The organism is Coprobacter fastidiosus, assembly GCF_982245605.1.
This window is the reverse complement of record NZ_CEVCIF010000016.1, coordinates 25,805-41,420: the sequence shown is the minus strand read 5'-3', so window position 1 is coordinate 41,420 and position 15,616 is coordinate 25,805. Positions and strand designations below refer to the sequence as shown.

General features: G+C 41.3%; 9 protein-coding genes. All 9 read left to right on the top strand.

The genetic code is table 11. From position 1 onward, the window contains the following. Positions 1–153 precede the first annotated feature (153 nt). The 9 genes from AC0UMU_RS05895 (at position 154) to AC0UMU_RS05855 (ending at position 15,409) form a co-directional block, all read left to right on the top strand. Positions 154–918 carry a ParA family protein gene (locus AC0UMU_RS05895; RefSeq protein WP_022390364.1) on the top strand — a complete coding sequence of 255 codons (765 nt, stop codon included), beginning with the start codon at positions 154–156 and terminating at the stop codon, positions 916–918. A 51-nt stretch (positions 919–969) separates the two neighbouring features. After that, positions 970–1,857, top strand: a complete 888-nt coding sequence (locus AC0UMU_RS05890; RefSeq protein ID WP_009319610.1) for a ParB/RepB/Spo0J family partition protein — start codon at positions 970–972, stop codon at positions 1,855–1,857. A gap of 76 nt (positions 1,858–1,933) precedes the next feature. Beyond that, positions 1,934–2,578: a DUF5683 domain-containing protein gene (locus AC0UMU_RS05885; protein ID WP_288641127.1), complete on the top strand. Its 645-nt coding sequence runs from the start codon at positions 1,934–1,936 to the stop codon at positions 2,576–2,578. Between the two features lie 16 nt (positions 2,579–2,594). Further along, on the top strand, positions 2,595–4,196 hold the full coding sequence (locus tag AC0UMU_RS05880) for a LysM peptidoglycan-binding domain-containing protein (protein ID WP_022601167.1): 1,602 nt from the start codon (positions 2,595–2,597) through the stop codon (positions 4,194–4,196). A gap of 93 nt (positions 4,197–4,289) precedes the next feature. Next, the gene (locus AC0UMU_RS05875; protein ID WP_278714678.1) at positions 4,290–5,954 is read left to right on the top strand and encodes a pectinesterase family protein; all 1,665 of its coding nucleotides are present in this window, start codon (positions 4,290–4,292) and stop codon (positions 5,952–5,954) included. A 21-nt stretch (positions 5,955–5,975) separates the two neighbouring features. Then, on the top strand, positions 5,976–9,395 hold the full coding sequence (locus AC0UMU_RS05870) for a pectinesterase family protein (protein WP_278714677.1): 3,420 nt from the start codon (positions 5,976–5,978) through the stop codon (positions 9,393–9,395). A 203-nt stretch (positions 9,396–9,598) separates the two neighbouring features. Further along, positions 9,599–12,247, top strand: a complete 2,649-nt coding sequence (locus AC0UMU_RS05865) for a DUF4957 domain-containing protein (protein ID WP_473979893.1) — start codon at positions 9,599–9,601, stop codon at positions 12,245–12,247. Positions 12,248–12,280: 33 nt separating this feature from the next. After that, a complete protein-coding gene (locus tag AC0UMU_RS05860) occupies positions 12,281–14,143 on the top strand; it encodes a GDSL-type esterase/lipase family protein (RefSeq protein WP_278714676.1) in 1,863 nt (620 codons plus the stop codon). A gap of 48 nt (positions 14,144–14,191) precedes the next feature. Beyond that, the gene (locus tag AC0UMU_RS05855; RefSeq protein ID WP_022601176.1) at positions 14,192–15,409 is read left to right on the top strand and encodes a glycoside hydrolase family 88/105 protein; all 1,218 of its coding nucleotides are present in this window, start codon (positions 14,192–14,194) and stop codon (positions 15,407–15,409) included. The last annotated feature ends 207 nt before the right edge of the window (positions 15,410–15,616 follow it).

Genomic DNA, 15,616 nt, shown 5'->3' with positions numbered 1-15,616 from the left:
GTCACGATGAGTGAGCACTTTACGTATATTCGGAATCTTATTGATGTTATTAACAATAAAGCCGACTTATCAACAATCGGGACATTTTTTTGCGTGCTGATAAATAGCAGAACATAAAAAACGGTTACTTTGTTCCCGATAAAATTTTGTGTTATGGGTAAAGTTATTGCTATTGCCAATCAAAAAGGAGGAGTGGGGAAAACCACTACTTCGATCAATTTGGCCGCATCATTAGCCGCGTTGGACAAAAAAGTTCTCGTGATCGATGCCGACCCACAGGCAAATGCTTCTTCAGGACTCGGGGTAGATCCTCGTACGGTTTCTGTATCGATTTATGAGTGTCTGATCGGTGGAAATTCTTTGCGTGAAGCGATTGTCGGATCTTGTGTTTCAGGATTGGACATCGTGTGTTCGAGAATCGATCTTGTCGGTGCGGAATTGGAACTCTTGAATGTAGAAAACCGGGAGCGAGTGTTGTCACGGTTATTGGATGAGGTCAAGCGGGAATATGATTATGTTTTGATAGACTGCTCTCCATCGTTGGGTTTGATAACCGTCAATTCCTTAACCGCTGCGGATTCGGTTATTATTCCGGTTCAGGCCGAATATTTTGCGCTGGAAGGAATCAGTAAATTGTTGAACACAATTAAGATTATCAAATCCAAATTGAATCCGGCTTTGGAAATAGAGGGCTTTTTGCTGACTATGTACGATGCGAGGTTGAGACTTGCCAATCAAATTTATGAGGAACTGAAAAAGCATTTCAGGGATATGGTGTTTACTACCGTTATTCAGCGGAATATCCGGTTGAGCGAAGCTCCCAGTCATGGTATTCCGGCGATATTGTACGATCCGGATTCTCGTGGAAGTATTAACCACATGCAACTGGCAAAAGAGTTGATCGAAAGAGAGAGTTGATTTTATAAGATAAACCTGTCTTGCCCGGCAGGTATAAAAGGGCGACATACTATGGCTACATTTAAAAGAAACGCTTTGGGACGTGGACTCGATGCACTCATTACGATGGATGAGGTGAAAACGGAGGGGTCTTCGTCGATAAATGAAATAGAAATTTCAAAAATAAAGCCGAATCCTGACCAACCCAGACGGGAATTTGATCAGGAAGCGTTGTCGGAACTGGCTACATCTATTCGAGAATTGGGTATTATACAGCCGATATCTTTACGTCAGATATCGGACGGAACTTATCAGATCATTGCCGGGGAGCGTCGTTACAGGGCTTCTATCATGGCCGGCCTTAAAACTATTCCGGCTTATGTGCGTACAGCAGAGGATGAGACGATGATGGAGATGGCGTTGATAGAAAATATTCAACGGGAAGATTTGAATTCTATCGAAATCGCATTGACGTTTCAGAAATTGATCGAACAGTATAATCTGACTCAAGAACGGTTGAGCGACCGGGTAGGTAAGAAAAGGACGACTATCGCTAATTATCTGCGTTTGTTGAAACTGCCGGCTGAAATTCAAATGGGGCTGAAGAACAAATTGCTGGATATGGGACATGCGCGGGCTTTGCTGTCGATTGATGACCCTGCACTTCAGTTGAAAGTGTATGAATTGATACAAGAGAACGGTTATTCTGTGCGTAAAGTCGAAGAAATCGTGAAAAGTCTTTCCGAAGGACATTCGATAGAAGAAGCGAAAAAGCCGAAAGTCCCTTCTCGTCCTACTTCACGCGAAGAATATGATATTCTGAAAAAACATCTTTCTTCATTTTTTAATACAAAAGTTCAGTTTACTTGTAATGATGAAGGAAAAGGAAGGATTAGTATTCCTTTTAAAAATGAAGAGGAGTTGGAACGTTTGATCGCTATCTTTGATAAACTGAAATAGTATTTTGACAGGGATATATTACATATACAGACATAAAATACTGGGGATCTTTTTAATTATATGTCTTTTAATTCCGGTGTCGGTTGTCCCGGTATCGGCTCAAATACAGACGGAAGTTTCTACCGGAAAAGATTCTCTTTATGTCATCGGTACAGAGGGGGCTATCGATGTTGTCGATACTACCGGATTGGAGGTCGACCGTAGAGATAGTGTCGTGTTCAACCCCGATCCGATGAAAGCCGTTTGGTTATCGGCATTAGTCCCGGGTCTGGGACAGATTTATAATCGGAGATATTGGAAATTGCCGATTGTAATAGGCGGGTTTATGGGATTAACGTATGCCGTCTCATGGAATGGCCGATATTATACCGATTATTCTCAGGCATATCGGGATGTTATGGATAGTGATCCGACTACCGATAGTTATATAAATTTTCTTCCGTATAACCGTAGGAATGATAAAGAATGGATCGAATCGAATACCGAGTGGCTGAAAAGTGCGATGAAACGGAAGAAGGATTTTTACCGTCGTAATCGGGATTTATGTATTATATCTATGATCGGGGTTTATGTCGTGGCCATGATCGATGCTTATGTCGATGCTCAATTATATCATTTTGACATTACGCCTGATGTTTCGATGCATTTGCTTCCGGCTGTAATGGAGCCTACGCCATTTTCGAGTACCTCATTGGGGTTGCAATGTGCGATAACTTTTTAAAAAAAATGAATTGATTATGCAGAAAATAGTGCTTATATTTCTTTTTTCGGTTTTGCTGTTCCCTGTTTGGGGAACGATAGATGAATCTCAGAAAATCAAAACAGCTAAAGATACGATTTCAGATCAGGAAATCGTTTTGCCGGAAAGCCTTGAAGCTGATGTCGATAGTCTTCTGTCCAGTTGGTTTTTAAAGAAATATGCCATAATCGATGAAAATTGCATAAGAAGCAGTGTTAATATAGATTATCCGGATTCTGTTTATATTCAGCGTTTGGCGGCTTTACCTACTGTTATAGAAATGCCGTATAATCAGGTTGTAAAAAGTTATATAACTCTTTATACCGAGAAGCGTCGTGAATTGGTAGAAACGATGATCGGTCTGAGTGCCTATTATTTTCCTATTTTCGAACAAGCTCTTGAAAAAGCCGGATTGCCTCTTGAATTGAAATATCTGCCGATCATCGAATCGGCTTTGCGTCCGGATGCTGTTTCCCGTGCAGGAGCTACCGGGTTATGGCAGTTTATGATCGGTACGGCAAAGCCTTTAGGTCTTGAAGTAAATAGTTTGATCGACGAACGTCGAGATCCTGTTCGTTCGTCAGAGACAGCCGTACGATATTTAAAAGAATTGTACAATATTTATCAAGACTGGCCTCTTGCCATAGCCTCCTATAATTGTGGTCCGGGAAATGTAAATAAAGCGATCCGCCGTTCGGGTGGCAAAAAAGACTATTGGGAAATTTATAATTACCTGCCGAAAGAAACTCGGGGCTATGTACCTGCGTTTATTGCGGCTAATTATGTGATGCATTATTACCAAGAACATAATATTTGTCCGGTTCTTACCGACCTGCCTTTGACGACCGACACGATACAGATCAGCGATCGTATTCATTTGAAGCAGATTGCTGATGTTTTGGAGATTCCTATGGACCTATTACGAGGGCTTAATCCGCAATATCGAAAAGATATTATTCCGGGAGATACCCGTTTGAGAACGTTGTGTCTGCCTGCGCAGCAGGCTTACGCTTTTATCGATGCGAAAGATTCTATTGTCAATTATCAATCTGAGATATATGGTCGGCGGACAACTGTCGAACCTGCAGGTTATTATGCTTCGACCGGAGGCGGCAGTTGGGTATATCATCGTGTAAGAAAAGGAGAGTCTCTTTCTGTTATCGCCAATCGTTATGGTGTTTCTGTCCGGAATCTTCGTAATTGGAATCATTTAAAGAATAATAATATCGTAGCCGGCCGAAGACTGAAAGTTTATCGTGCCGAACTCGCTCGGAAAACTCCTTCTAAAAAAGTCGAGAAACCGGATAGTATAACTGTCATCTCTAAAGATTCGACTTTTATTGCACAATCTACGAAAGAAGTAAAAAACGAAACTGCCGTTATTTCTCCGGTTTCGAGTAAGAAGAATATTTCGACGGCACGTAATCCGCGCAATCCTGCCTATGATCGTTATCATTATCATAAGGTCACTCGGGGAGAGAGTTTATGGACTATTTCGCAACGTTTCCCGGGTGTTACTACTAATTTGTTGAAAAAAATAAATAATTTGCATTCATCCTCCTTGAAGGTCGGTCAAATCCTTAAAATTCCGGAAGTTTGATTCTGTGGAAAAATTTCCACAATTTGTGTCAAAAAATACTCTTTTGAATAGGATTGTGTGTCTTATTTTTGTGACATGTTTAAATGTCTATAAATGAAGAACACATCCTACTATATCTTATTTACATTATTTACGTGCATTTTTTGTTCGTTCGATGTCGAGCGCATTCCTGTCATTTATATGATCGGAGACTCGACAATGGCCGATAAATCTCTTTCGGGCGGAAATCCTGAACGAGGTTGGGGACAGATGTTCCCCGGATTTTTGACTCCGGATATTCATGTCGATAACAGAGCTTTGAATGGACGCAGTACGCGGAGTTTCAGAAATGAAGGACATTGGGAACTCGTACGGAAAAAACTTCGTAAAGGGGATTATGTGTTTATCCAATTCGGGCATAATGATCAAAAAGCTGATACTGCCCGTCATTCAGATGCGGAAACCGACTATAAGATAAATTTAGGGAAATATATAGATGAGACCCGAAAAGTCGGGGCGATACCGGTACTTTTTACGCCTATTGTCCGTAGAAAGTTTAATCCGAACGGTACATTAGCAGATACGCATGGGAAATATACCGATGCAGTAAGAACTGTTGCTAAGGAAAAACAAGTTTTATTAATCGATTTAAATAAAATGTCTGCCGGTTTATTGGAAAAGTACGGACCAGAAAAATCTACTTCTCTTTTTGTCTGGGTCGAGCCGGGAATTTATGCTGCATTGCCTAAAGGAAAACAAGATAATACTCATCTTAATGTGCGAGGCGCGAGATTAATTGCCCGTATGGTCGCCGAGGCGATAAAAGAAACTATTCCTGCTCTTGCTCCTCATATCGTGATGTATGATTACGTTGTAGCTAAAGATGGTAGCGGAGATTTTTTTACTATACAAGAGGCCATTGATGCAGTACCTGATTTCAGGAAAAAAGGGCGTACGACGATCTATATACGGGAAGGTGTTTATAAAGAAAAGGTTATTTTGCCGGAGAGTAAAATAAATGTTTCATTTATGGGAGAGTCCCGAACTAAGACTATTTTGACTTATGATGATTATGCTTCTAAAATGAATGTATTCGGAGAGGAGATGTCTACTTCGGGTTCTGCTTCATTTTATGTTTACGCTCCGGATTTTATAGCTGAGAATATGACTTTCGAGAATAGTGCAGGGCCTGTCGGACAGGCTGTTGCCGTTTTTGTGAGCGGAGATCGTTCTATATTCCGGAATTGTCGTTTTCTGGGCTTTCAGGATACTCTTTATACTTATGATAAAGATAGCCGGCAATATTACGAAGGCTGCTATATCGAAGGAACGGTCGATTTTATTTTCGGAAAATCTACTGCGTGGTTCGAGAACTGTACAATTCACAGTAAACGTTCAGAAGGGTATCTTACTGCAGCGGCGACTCCGGCAGGAAAGGCATACGGGTATGTTTTCCATAATTGCCGGTTGACGGCAGATCACTCTGTCGAAAATGTTTATTTGGGGCGTCCTTGGCGTCCTTTTGCCCGGACTTTGTTTATTGAATGTGATATGGGTAGCCATATTTCTCCTGAAGGGTGGCATAATTGGAGGAAACCCGATGCTGAAAAGACAACTTTTTATGGCGAGTATAAAAGTCGGGGTGAGGGTGGAAATTGTGAAAGTCGGGTTAGCTGGTCGCATCAGCTTACGAATAAAGAGGCGGATCAGATAACTTTAAGAAATGTATTGGGTGGAAACGATGAGTGGTATCCTCAGATAATAGGAACAGTTAAATAGTATAAATATAAAATTATAACCATGAAACAGATGATGAAACGATTCGGATTTTTATTTCTTTTATGTTTGTCGGTGATCGGTTCGATCCGTGCAGAAGAGAAACTTTTGTATTCTACGACATTTCAAGATTGGGAATCTTCTTCTGCAAGCGATGATGCAGTCGTTGTACCTGCAAAGACTCATTTTTCGAACGAGGATTTTTCTTTTTCTTTGTCTCAGGTAGTTGTTTCTCCGACAGGAACAGATTCTAAATTTACCAGTTCTTATGTGACTCCCGGTTATATTCGGGCAGAAAAGAAGGATAATTCTGCTATCGAAATTTCTGCTTTGGAGTCGGTTACGAAGATCGAATTTGTAGAAGCTGCTACCGGAAATGATCGGGGATTGGGTGTGCAGATAAAGTATGAAGGTCAGTCTGAGTGGGAAACGATTTTCAATACGCCATTGGACGGGACATACTATTATGATTCTAATAACGAGAAATATAAAGATACACAGGGACATTTGGTCTCTATTTCCATTCCGGAAGAAAAACAAAAGAATGTATCTATCCGCTTTTATAATTTGAATGGTTCTCAATATGCATTCCTGCTTAGTCTCGACATTTATGGCGATTATGTTTCTACGGCCGAACAGGTAACGTTGAGTACAAAAACGAATATCGAAGGTGCGGGGAATATATCTGTTTTTCCGGTATCGGAGACTTATGATATAAATTCGACGGTAAAAATTTCTGCAGAGGCTGCTTTTGGATATGAATTCGTAAACTGGACGGATGATGATGGCGGTGCGGTACTGGGAAGCGATCCGGAGTTGGAACTTGTTTTAAATACCGATCGGAAAATAACCGCTAATTTCAATAAACTGACTTTGTATAAGCTGACTGTTTCTGTCAACGGTTCTCGGTGGGGTAAAATCTCTTTTTCTCCTGAAGCAGAGGATAATTTTTATCCGGAAGGAACTATCGTGACGCTTTCAGTGGTAGATAACCCTGTGACGATATTCGGAGGCTGGAGCGATGGTCAGACAGAAAAAGTTCGTACTGTTCAGATAACCGGGAATGTAGAGCTTTCAGCGAATTTCGATCAAAAGGACTTTATTGTAGGCTGGGATTTTAATGATGCTGCCAGTGCTGAAAAAAGAAAAGAGATTCCCGCACCGTTCTATTCTGAATCTACGAATCAGGGGTTGCTTTCGGCTTATGAACCGACCGGAGCATCGGTAAATTGGTTATACCATGCTGCAGAATACACTCCGGCACATGCAAATGCTCGGCTTTGGACGACAGATTTTAGTTCCCGGCGTTATTTTCAGGCTCAGTTTTCGACTAAAGGATATACGAATATAGAGGTTACATCGCTGATGTCCGGAAGTTATCAAGTATATTCTAAGCAAAAAATGCAGTATTCGTTAGATAATAAAAATTTTAAAGACCTTGTGACGATAGATCTTTCTTCGGTTTATGGACAGTCGTTGTGGGAAGATTGTATCGGAAAACTTCCTGTTGAAGCGGAGGATCAATCTATGGTTTATATTCGTTGGATTGCTGATGAAACAAGCACGATATTGGGTTCGGGGAATGACGGTACGACTTTGGCTAATGTATTCGTGTTTGCCGATCCTAAGAATGAATATGATCCGGAAGCTCCCGTATTGGCTTCGTCAGTTCCGGCTGAGGGTTCTTCTTCAGCTTCTGCGAATGGAGCATTAATTCTGAACTTTAACAAAAAAATAAAAGCCGGTACGGGAGATGTCGTATTGAACGGAATCTCTTTAGTCCCTGAATATGGATCTACGTCTGTTACTTTGCCTTATACGAAATTAGCGTACAATACCCCTTATTCTGTCGATATTCCGGCCGGTTTTGTAACCAATGTATCGGGGATACCTAATGAAGCTTTCTCAGTAACGTTTACGACAATGAGTCGTCCCGACCCGATCGCAAAAGTTTTTGATGTCGTAGTAGCACAGGACGGTTCAGGTGATTATACGTCTGTAAAAGAAGCAATCGATGCCGCACCTTCCGACCGTACATCTCCGTGGTTGATTTATATTAAAGCGGGAAAATATCAAGGCCATCTTGAAATTGCAAAACCGTATATTCATCTGATCGGGGAGGATGCGGAGAGTGTTATTATTTCGGACGACCGAGTCAGCGGGGATAATGATTTGGGCAAGCCTGTCTATTCTCCAACTGACGGGGCTACCGTATATGTCACCGGAGATAATTTTTATGCGACGGGCATTTCGTTTGAAAACGAATACGGAATAACTGCGCAGGACGGACCTCAAGCCCTTGCTCTGTGTACTTATAGTGACCGGGCTATCTTGAATAGATGTAAGTTGAGAAGCTATCAAGATACTTACCTTACTTCGAATAAAACGGGGAGACGTCATTTCTTGAACGAATGTTTTATCGAAGGTGCTGTCGATTATATTTATGGAGCCGGGGATGTATTCTTTAATAAATGTACATTGTATAATACCCGTAAATCGGGAGGATATATCGTTGCACCGAATCATAAGAAGGAAGAAAAGTGGGGCTATGTCTTTGATCATTGCGTTATCGACGGAAATGCTGATGTCGAAGGGCTTTATTTCGGCAGACCTTGGCACGATTCGCCTAAGACGGTATTTTTATATACTACATGCAAAGTCCCTGTTTATGCAAAAGGCTGGTATTTTACGATGGGAGGTATTCCGGAAATATGGGCAGACTATAAAACCGTAGATGCATACGGAGATCCGGTCGATGTGTCATTGCGTAATGATTATTATTATTACTATGAAGGAGAAACAATTATAGATGAATCTACCGGACAACCGAAAAAAGATGAGAACGGAGTAACCATGAAAGAGAATAAGATTGAAGGTTACGCCAAAAATTCGCTGACTGATGAAGAGGCTGCAGCTTATACGATCGAAAATGTAATGAGTGGAAGTGATGATTGGGATCCGGCGATTATGACGGAGAGTGTCGAAGCACCGTCCGGTTTGAAGATAGAAGGTAAGACGTTAAGTTGGGAAGCTTCGAAGTATGTCATCTGTTATGTCGTAAAAAAGAATGGATCTACGATAGGTTTTGTAAAGGCAGATGCGGCGGAGTTGGTATATGAGGATGAGCTGATGCAGTCCGGTGATGAATATACAGTTCAGGGAGTGAGTGAATATGGTATGTTGAGCGAATTGTCGGAAGTTGTTAAGGCTGATGTATCCGGGATAGAAACTCTTGATTTACCGGATTACATTGCTTATCGAAACGGTGATGAGATCGTGGTTAGAAATATTCCGGAATCGGCGACAGTAAGCGCTTATTCTTTAACGGGTACAGTCTTGGCACGGGAAAAAGTATCGGACGGTACTTTCCGGATAAGCACTGTTCAGCCTTGTATTATTCGTATCGTTTCAGAAAAAAAGACAAGTGTGTTCAAAATGTTGTGATAGCATTTATTAATTATTAATGTGTGTATTTGAGATGAAAGTCCGGAAAGAATCTATACTTCCGGACTTTTATTTTTTAGAAAGTTTTATAGAAGAGGAATAGCAGGAACAAGGAATAACAATAAATGCACCTATTCTGTTGATTCCTACACATTGTTAAGTGCTGGTCATGTATATCTTTGTATCATTAAAGTTTATTACAAATGAAAAACATATCTATCTGTATTATAATCTCGATACTTTCGTTGGTTTGTGTGCAGGCGCAAACGCCGGCATTTCCCGGAGCAGAGGGACACGGTCGTTATACGACCGGAGGACGAGGCGGAACTGTTTATCATGTGACTACGCTTGAAGATACCGGATTGAAGGGAAGTTTGCGTTATGCTGTTGTGCAGAAAGGAGCGAGAACAATCGTTTTTGATGTTGCCGGGACTATTTTTCTGAAAAGTACGTTGAAGATAGCGAATGACGATATTACTATTGCCGGACAAACAGCTCCCGGACAAGGTATTTGTATCGCAGGTTGGCCGGTATCCGTGTCGGCGAATAATGTTATCATCCGTTATGTGCGTTTCCGTATGGGAAATGAGAGTGGAACAGAGGAAGATGCTTTAGGCGGATGGGGAAAAAAGAATATTATTGTTGACCACTGTTCTATCAGTTGGTCTGTAGATGAGTGCTGTTCGTTGTACGGGTCTGATAACTTGACTTTACAATGGTGCATTATTTCAGAAAGCCTGCGGACGGCAGGACATGAAAAAGGCACGCATGGATATGGAGGTAACTGGGGTGGTGCTAAGGCCTCTTATCATCATAACTTATTGGCGCATCATGACAGCAGAGCTCCTCGTTTAGGTCCGAAAGCGGGAACTCAGACACGAGAATATATGGATTTGAGGAATAATGTAATTTATAACTGGTCGGGTAATGGTTGTTATGGTGGTGAGGGAATGAAAATAAATATCGTAAATAATTATTATAAGCCCGGACCGGCAACAAAAAGTGCGGCAACTTCTGCTAAGGTGCGGTATCGGATTGCCGGAATCGGCATTCGTACGGAAAGCTATGTTTCTAAATACCCTGATTTTGCTCCCATGAAACATGTTTGGGGGAAATATTATGTCGATGGAAATGTTGTCGAAGGTTATTCGGACGTAACGAAAGATAATTGGACGAAAGGTATTTATGAACAGATCGACAATAATTCTTGTGACGGATTATATACTCAGGTTACAAAAGACACCATTAAATTAGATACTCCTTTGGAAACGGATGTTGTAACTACTCATACGGCAACTCAGGCATTGGGGCGTGTTTTATTGTATGCGGGATGCTCTCTTGCAAGGGATGAAGTGGATGCCCGCATAGTGAGGGAGACGGAGTACGGGATAACGACTTATACCGGAAGCGTTTCTGCGGATGCGAAAAGTAAACTGGGATTAATAGATTTACCAGATGATGTTAAACCGGAAGGGGCGACAAGTGCATGGCCGGAGTTATCGGACGGAGGAGTAACAGAAGCGGAATTGATAGATACGGACGGTGACGGGATTCCCGATGTATGGGAAGAGGCTCACGGATTGAATAAAAATAATGCGGCAGACGGAAAGATTGTTAACTCTGAGGGTTATACGAATCTTGAAGTGTATATGAACAGCCTTGTTGCAGAGATTACCGAGAATCAAAATAAAGTTGTAGATTATACGCCTATTGTCCCGACTTCTTTGGAGACATTGTTGAAGAATGCTTCTGCCGGAGATGTGCTGGAAGTGACAAGCGAGGTTATAGGAAAGGAGTTGACGGTAGATAAAAATATCACGATAAAGGCTAAATCGGGCTTGATAGAACCTCCGGTGTTGGAAAAGGTGACTTTTAAAATTAAAAATGGAGCAAGTATTGCTTTAGATGGTCTTATTTTATTTTATGATCGTCCTGATGGAGAACCGACTGACAGCAAATATCTGATCAGCGTCACGGGGGAAGCTCAGACGATTCCGGAAATTTCGTTTAGAAATTGCGAGATTTACGGATATGGGCGTGGTGCTGTTCGGGCTGATGACAAGACGAATATTGCCGTAATCGGTAAGTTGGAAGTCGATAATTCGGTCTTTCATGATATGTGTAAGGCAAGCCCCAATTATTCTGTTTTGGGATTTGCTAAAGCTGAGCTTTCGGAAACGGAATTGACAAATAGTTCGTTTTTTAATTGTTCGGGGGGAGTTTTTGTAAATGGGGGGGCTGTACCTCTGAATTTCAAAATGAGCAACGTGACGATTTTGGATTGCGGGACGGATGCGGATGAGACTCAGACCGGAAATGCGGCAAGAGCGTCTAATGAGATTATTGCTACCGGGGCTTGTACCGGTTCTGTTTATAGATTGGAGAATTGTATAATTTCAGGATTTGAAACGAAAAAAGTCGTATTGAATGATGAGGCGTATATCCAAAATTGCCTGATTGAGAATGAGGTAACCGGTGACTTGAAAATCAATACGCGGATTAATGCTTCTGTCATTTCGAAAGACTATGATTCTTATATTTTGACTACTGACTATTTTGTCGGGGATGAAGTGGGTGATTCTCGATGGACATTGAAATCTTCGGAGACGGGAGGTCTTATTTCGGATTTGGAACAGAATAGCGATATGAGAGTTTGTGTTTCGGGAAATCGGATTCATTTTGCGGGTATATCGGGTAATGTTACGGTAGATGTATTTGCAATAAACGGGAGCGCTGTTCTGAAAAAAACGGGAGACGGAGAAAGTGTTTCGTTTGAATTGCCTTCGGGTTTTTATGTTTTGCGTGTGGTCTCGGGCAAACAAGTAAATGTATTTCGTGTGAGTGTAAGGTAAAAAGATTGTTTTAGGTTTATTGTGTTTTTGATTATGAGGTTTTTGGGATCGGTAATACTGTTTTTGTTTTTTACGTTTTCCGTACATGCGAAGGTAAAGATAATTACTATCGGGGATTCTACGATGGCTGAATATGATCCTTCAACTACCGAAAAGGTGGGTTGGGGGCAAACATTATCTATGTTCGTCTTGTCGGATGCCGCTACGGTAATTGATGATGCTCGAAGCGGTCGGAGTAGTAAATCTTTTATTTCGGAAGGATTATGGAATGCTTCGAAAGCAAAAATATCTCCGGGAGATTATGTTTTGATACAGTTCGGACATAATGATGAGAAGACAAATGTGGAAGGAACCGGTTCTACTATTCCCGAGTTTGAATCGAATTTGAAAATGTTCGTGTCCGAGACAAAGGCTGCCGGGGGAGTACCCGTATTATTTACCCCTGTTGTAAGATGTAATTTTTCCGGAAATAAGATCTCGGAGACCGGGCGGCATATAACGGCGGACGGAGATTATGCCGCTGCTGTTCGCGAGGTTGCTGCAGAAACCGGAACTCCTGTCGTCGATCATACCGAGTTGACAAGAGTTTTAGTGGAAGAATATGGCGAGACGAAAGCCCTTTCGGAATTATATGCCTCCGGAGATAGAACGCATACTAAGATGAATGGCGCTATTGTTTTTGCCCGATTAGCGGCTGAGGAATTGTTAAGACAGAACATTTTGTCGGATTGTCTTTCTGTTGCTCCGTCTTTAATGGTCAGTCCGTCATCGGAGTGTGATTTCGGAATGGTTTATGTCGGTTCTTCATCGGAGTATCTTTTTTCTGTCAGCGGTTCGTCTCTTGGTCCGGCTAACGGTTCGGTGACGATAACTGTTACTGAAGGATATGAAGTTTCTTTGATAAAGGAGGGGGATTATACTTCTTTTTTGAGGTTGCCTTATGAAAACGGAGAGTTGGCTTATACTTCTTTTTATGTACGTTTTGTCCCTGGTATAGCGGGAGATATAACCGGAACTTTAGCTTTGACTACCGGAGCGATGAAAAAAGAGATACTCCTTTCCGGAACGGGATTGGATGCATCGACCGGAGTGCGGTCGGAAGTCGTTTGGAAACTGGATGGAGACGAGCAATCCGTTGTATCCGGACCAATAGAGGCTCTTCCCGAAAGCTGGAGCAATATGTCCGTTTCGGATTATAACCGTGTGGGTGGTATTTCGGAAAAATCTCAACGAAACTTGATTTTGGGAGGATCATGGCCTAAAGAAGAGGATGAGGTCGCAGATCGTTATATTCAGTTCGGAATTTCTATACCGGAAGGAAAAACGTTTACCGTAGATAATATCAGTTTCGTTATTGCCGGTTCGGGAGGAAATGGAATGTGCTATCGGGCGCGTTATTTCAAATCTTCCGATATTTCGGCTGTAATGACATTGAGTGAGCAGAAAAATATGTCGAACGGGGTCTTGAACGAAATTTCGGTCAATCCGATGTTGGAGTTATCTGCTGGAGAGATTCTTTATATACGTATATATCCTTGGTATTCTTCTGTGGCAAATGGGAAAACGATTTGCTTGAAGGATGTCAAGATTTCCGGCTTGAGTAAGGATATGAGCCCTTCGAATATTTTGGCAGAGCAATTGTCCCCGGAGATAAGGATCGATAAAACTGCATTTCGGGATAGTCTGACGCTTACTTATATATTAAAGAATAGAACCCGGACAAAAATTTCATTGATCTCTGCTTCCGGGCAGCTTGTACGTTCTTGGGATCGGGGTGTTCAGAGTGCCGGAATGTACAATTGGAGCATAGGCGGTTCGATGCTGAATAAGGGAACTTATTTTATTTCTTTGCTAACAGAGCAGGGAAGAAAGACGTTGAAAGTCTTGAAAAAGTAGAGGAATATTTTTATTTATCAGTCGAAGTAATTTTAAAACGCTAATTATATGAAACAAACCTTGAAAGACCTGACGAGAAAGTCCGTATTTTTGTTGATGATGTTATTGGCTTGTTCTGGAATTTTCGCTAAATCGAAAACAAAATGGGCAGTGAATCCCGAACTTCCGATGTCGGTAAGGATGTGTCAGTCTGAGATTATTCGTAATCCGGAGGGATGGATGCTCGATTTCTCTACAAAATTGAAATGGAATTATTGTCATGGACTTGAATGTCAGGCGTTTTTGGATGTTTATGACCGCTATGGAGGAGATTATCTTTATAAATATGTAAAACAGTTTGCCGATACGATGATCAACGAGAATGGTCGGATATATGGCTATAAAAAGACAAATTATAATCTGGATCATGTAAATTCGGGAAAGATTTTGTTCAGACTATATGAACGGGAAAAAGATCCGCGTTATAAAATCGCAATGGATACATTGCGGGCACAGTTGGCTTCCCAGCCTCGTACTTCGGACGGAGGATTTTGGCATAAAAAAATATATCCGTATCAAATGTGGCTCGATGGAATTTATATGGGATCACCTTTTTATGCTCAATATGCCGCAACATTTAATGAACCGGAAGATTTTGCAGATGTTGTAAGTCAGTTTTTGATCATTGCGAAACATACGTATGATAAGAAAACCGGTCTTTATCGTCATGCATGGGACGAGATAAAGGCATTGCCTTGGTCTGACTTAAAAACCGGGCAAGCTCCGCATGTTTGGGGTAGGGCATTAGGCTGGTATATGATGGCTATTGTAGATGCTTTGGATTTTATTCCGGAAAATCAACCGGGCAGGGATAAAATGATTTTGATTCTAAATGATCTTGTGAAAATATTGCCGAAATATCAGGATCAACGTACGGGAGCTTGGTATCAGGTCGTAGATATGCCGGAAAGGGAAGGTAATTATTTGGAAATGTCTTGTACGCCTATGTATGCTTATGCGATTGCTAAAGGTGTGCGTAAAGGATATTTGCCTGAAAAAAGTTTGTCGATCGCTCAAAAGGCTTATCAGGGTATTTTGGATAATTTTATAGTAGTGGATGATAAAGGTATCGTCTCTTTGACTCGTATTTGCGGTGTCGCCGGGTTAGGAGGAAGAAAACCTTATCGAGACGGTTCGTTTGACTATTATGTGAATGAAATCGTTAGGGATAATGATCCTAAAGGTGTCGCACCTTTTATTATGCTCTGTCTTGAAATGGAGAGATAAGTGTGGAATGCTTTTATTTGTGTTGATTAAATAAACCAAAAGGGCCGTTCTGTTGTTGTTAATGGAGTCGGCCTTTGGTGTATATTAAAAGTCCTGATTAGAGTTTATTCAAGAAAGGATAAGATTGATTTTCAGAAAATTCGAGGTTGTTTAAGGTGGAAGGGTAATAACCCATATTAAATTAAAATAATCTTAATGGCTTGAAAA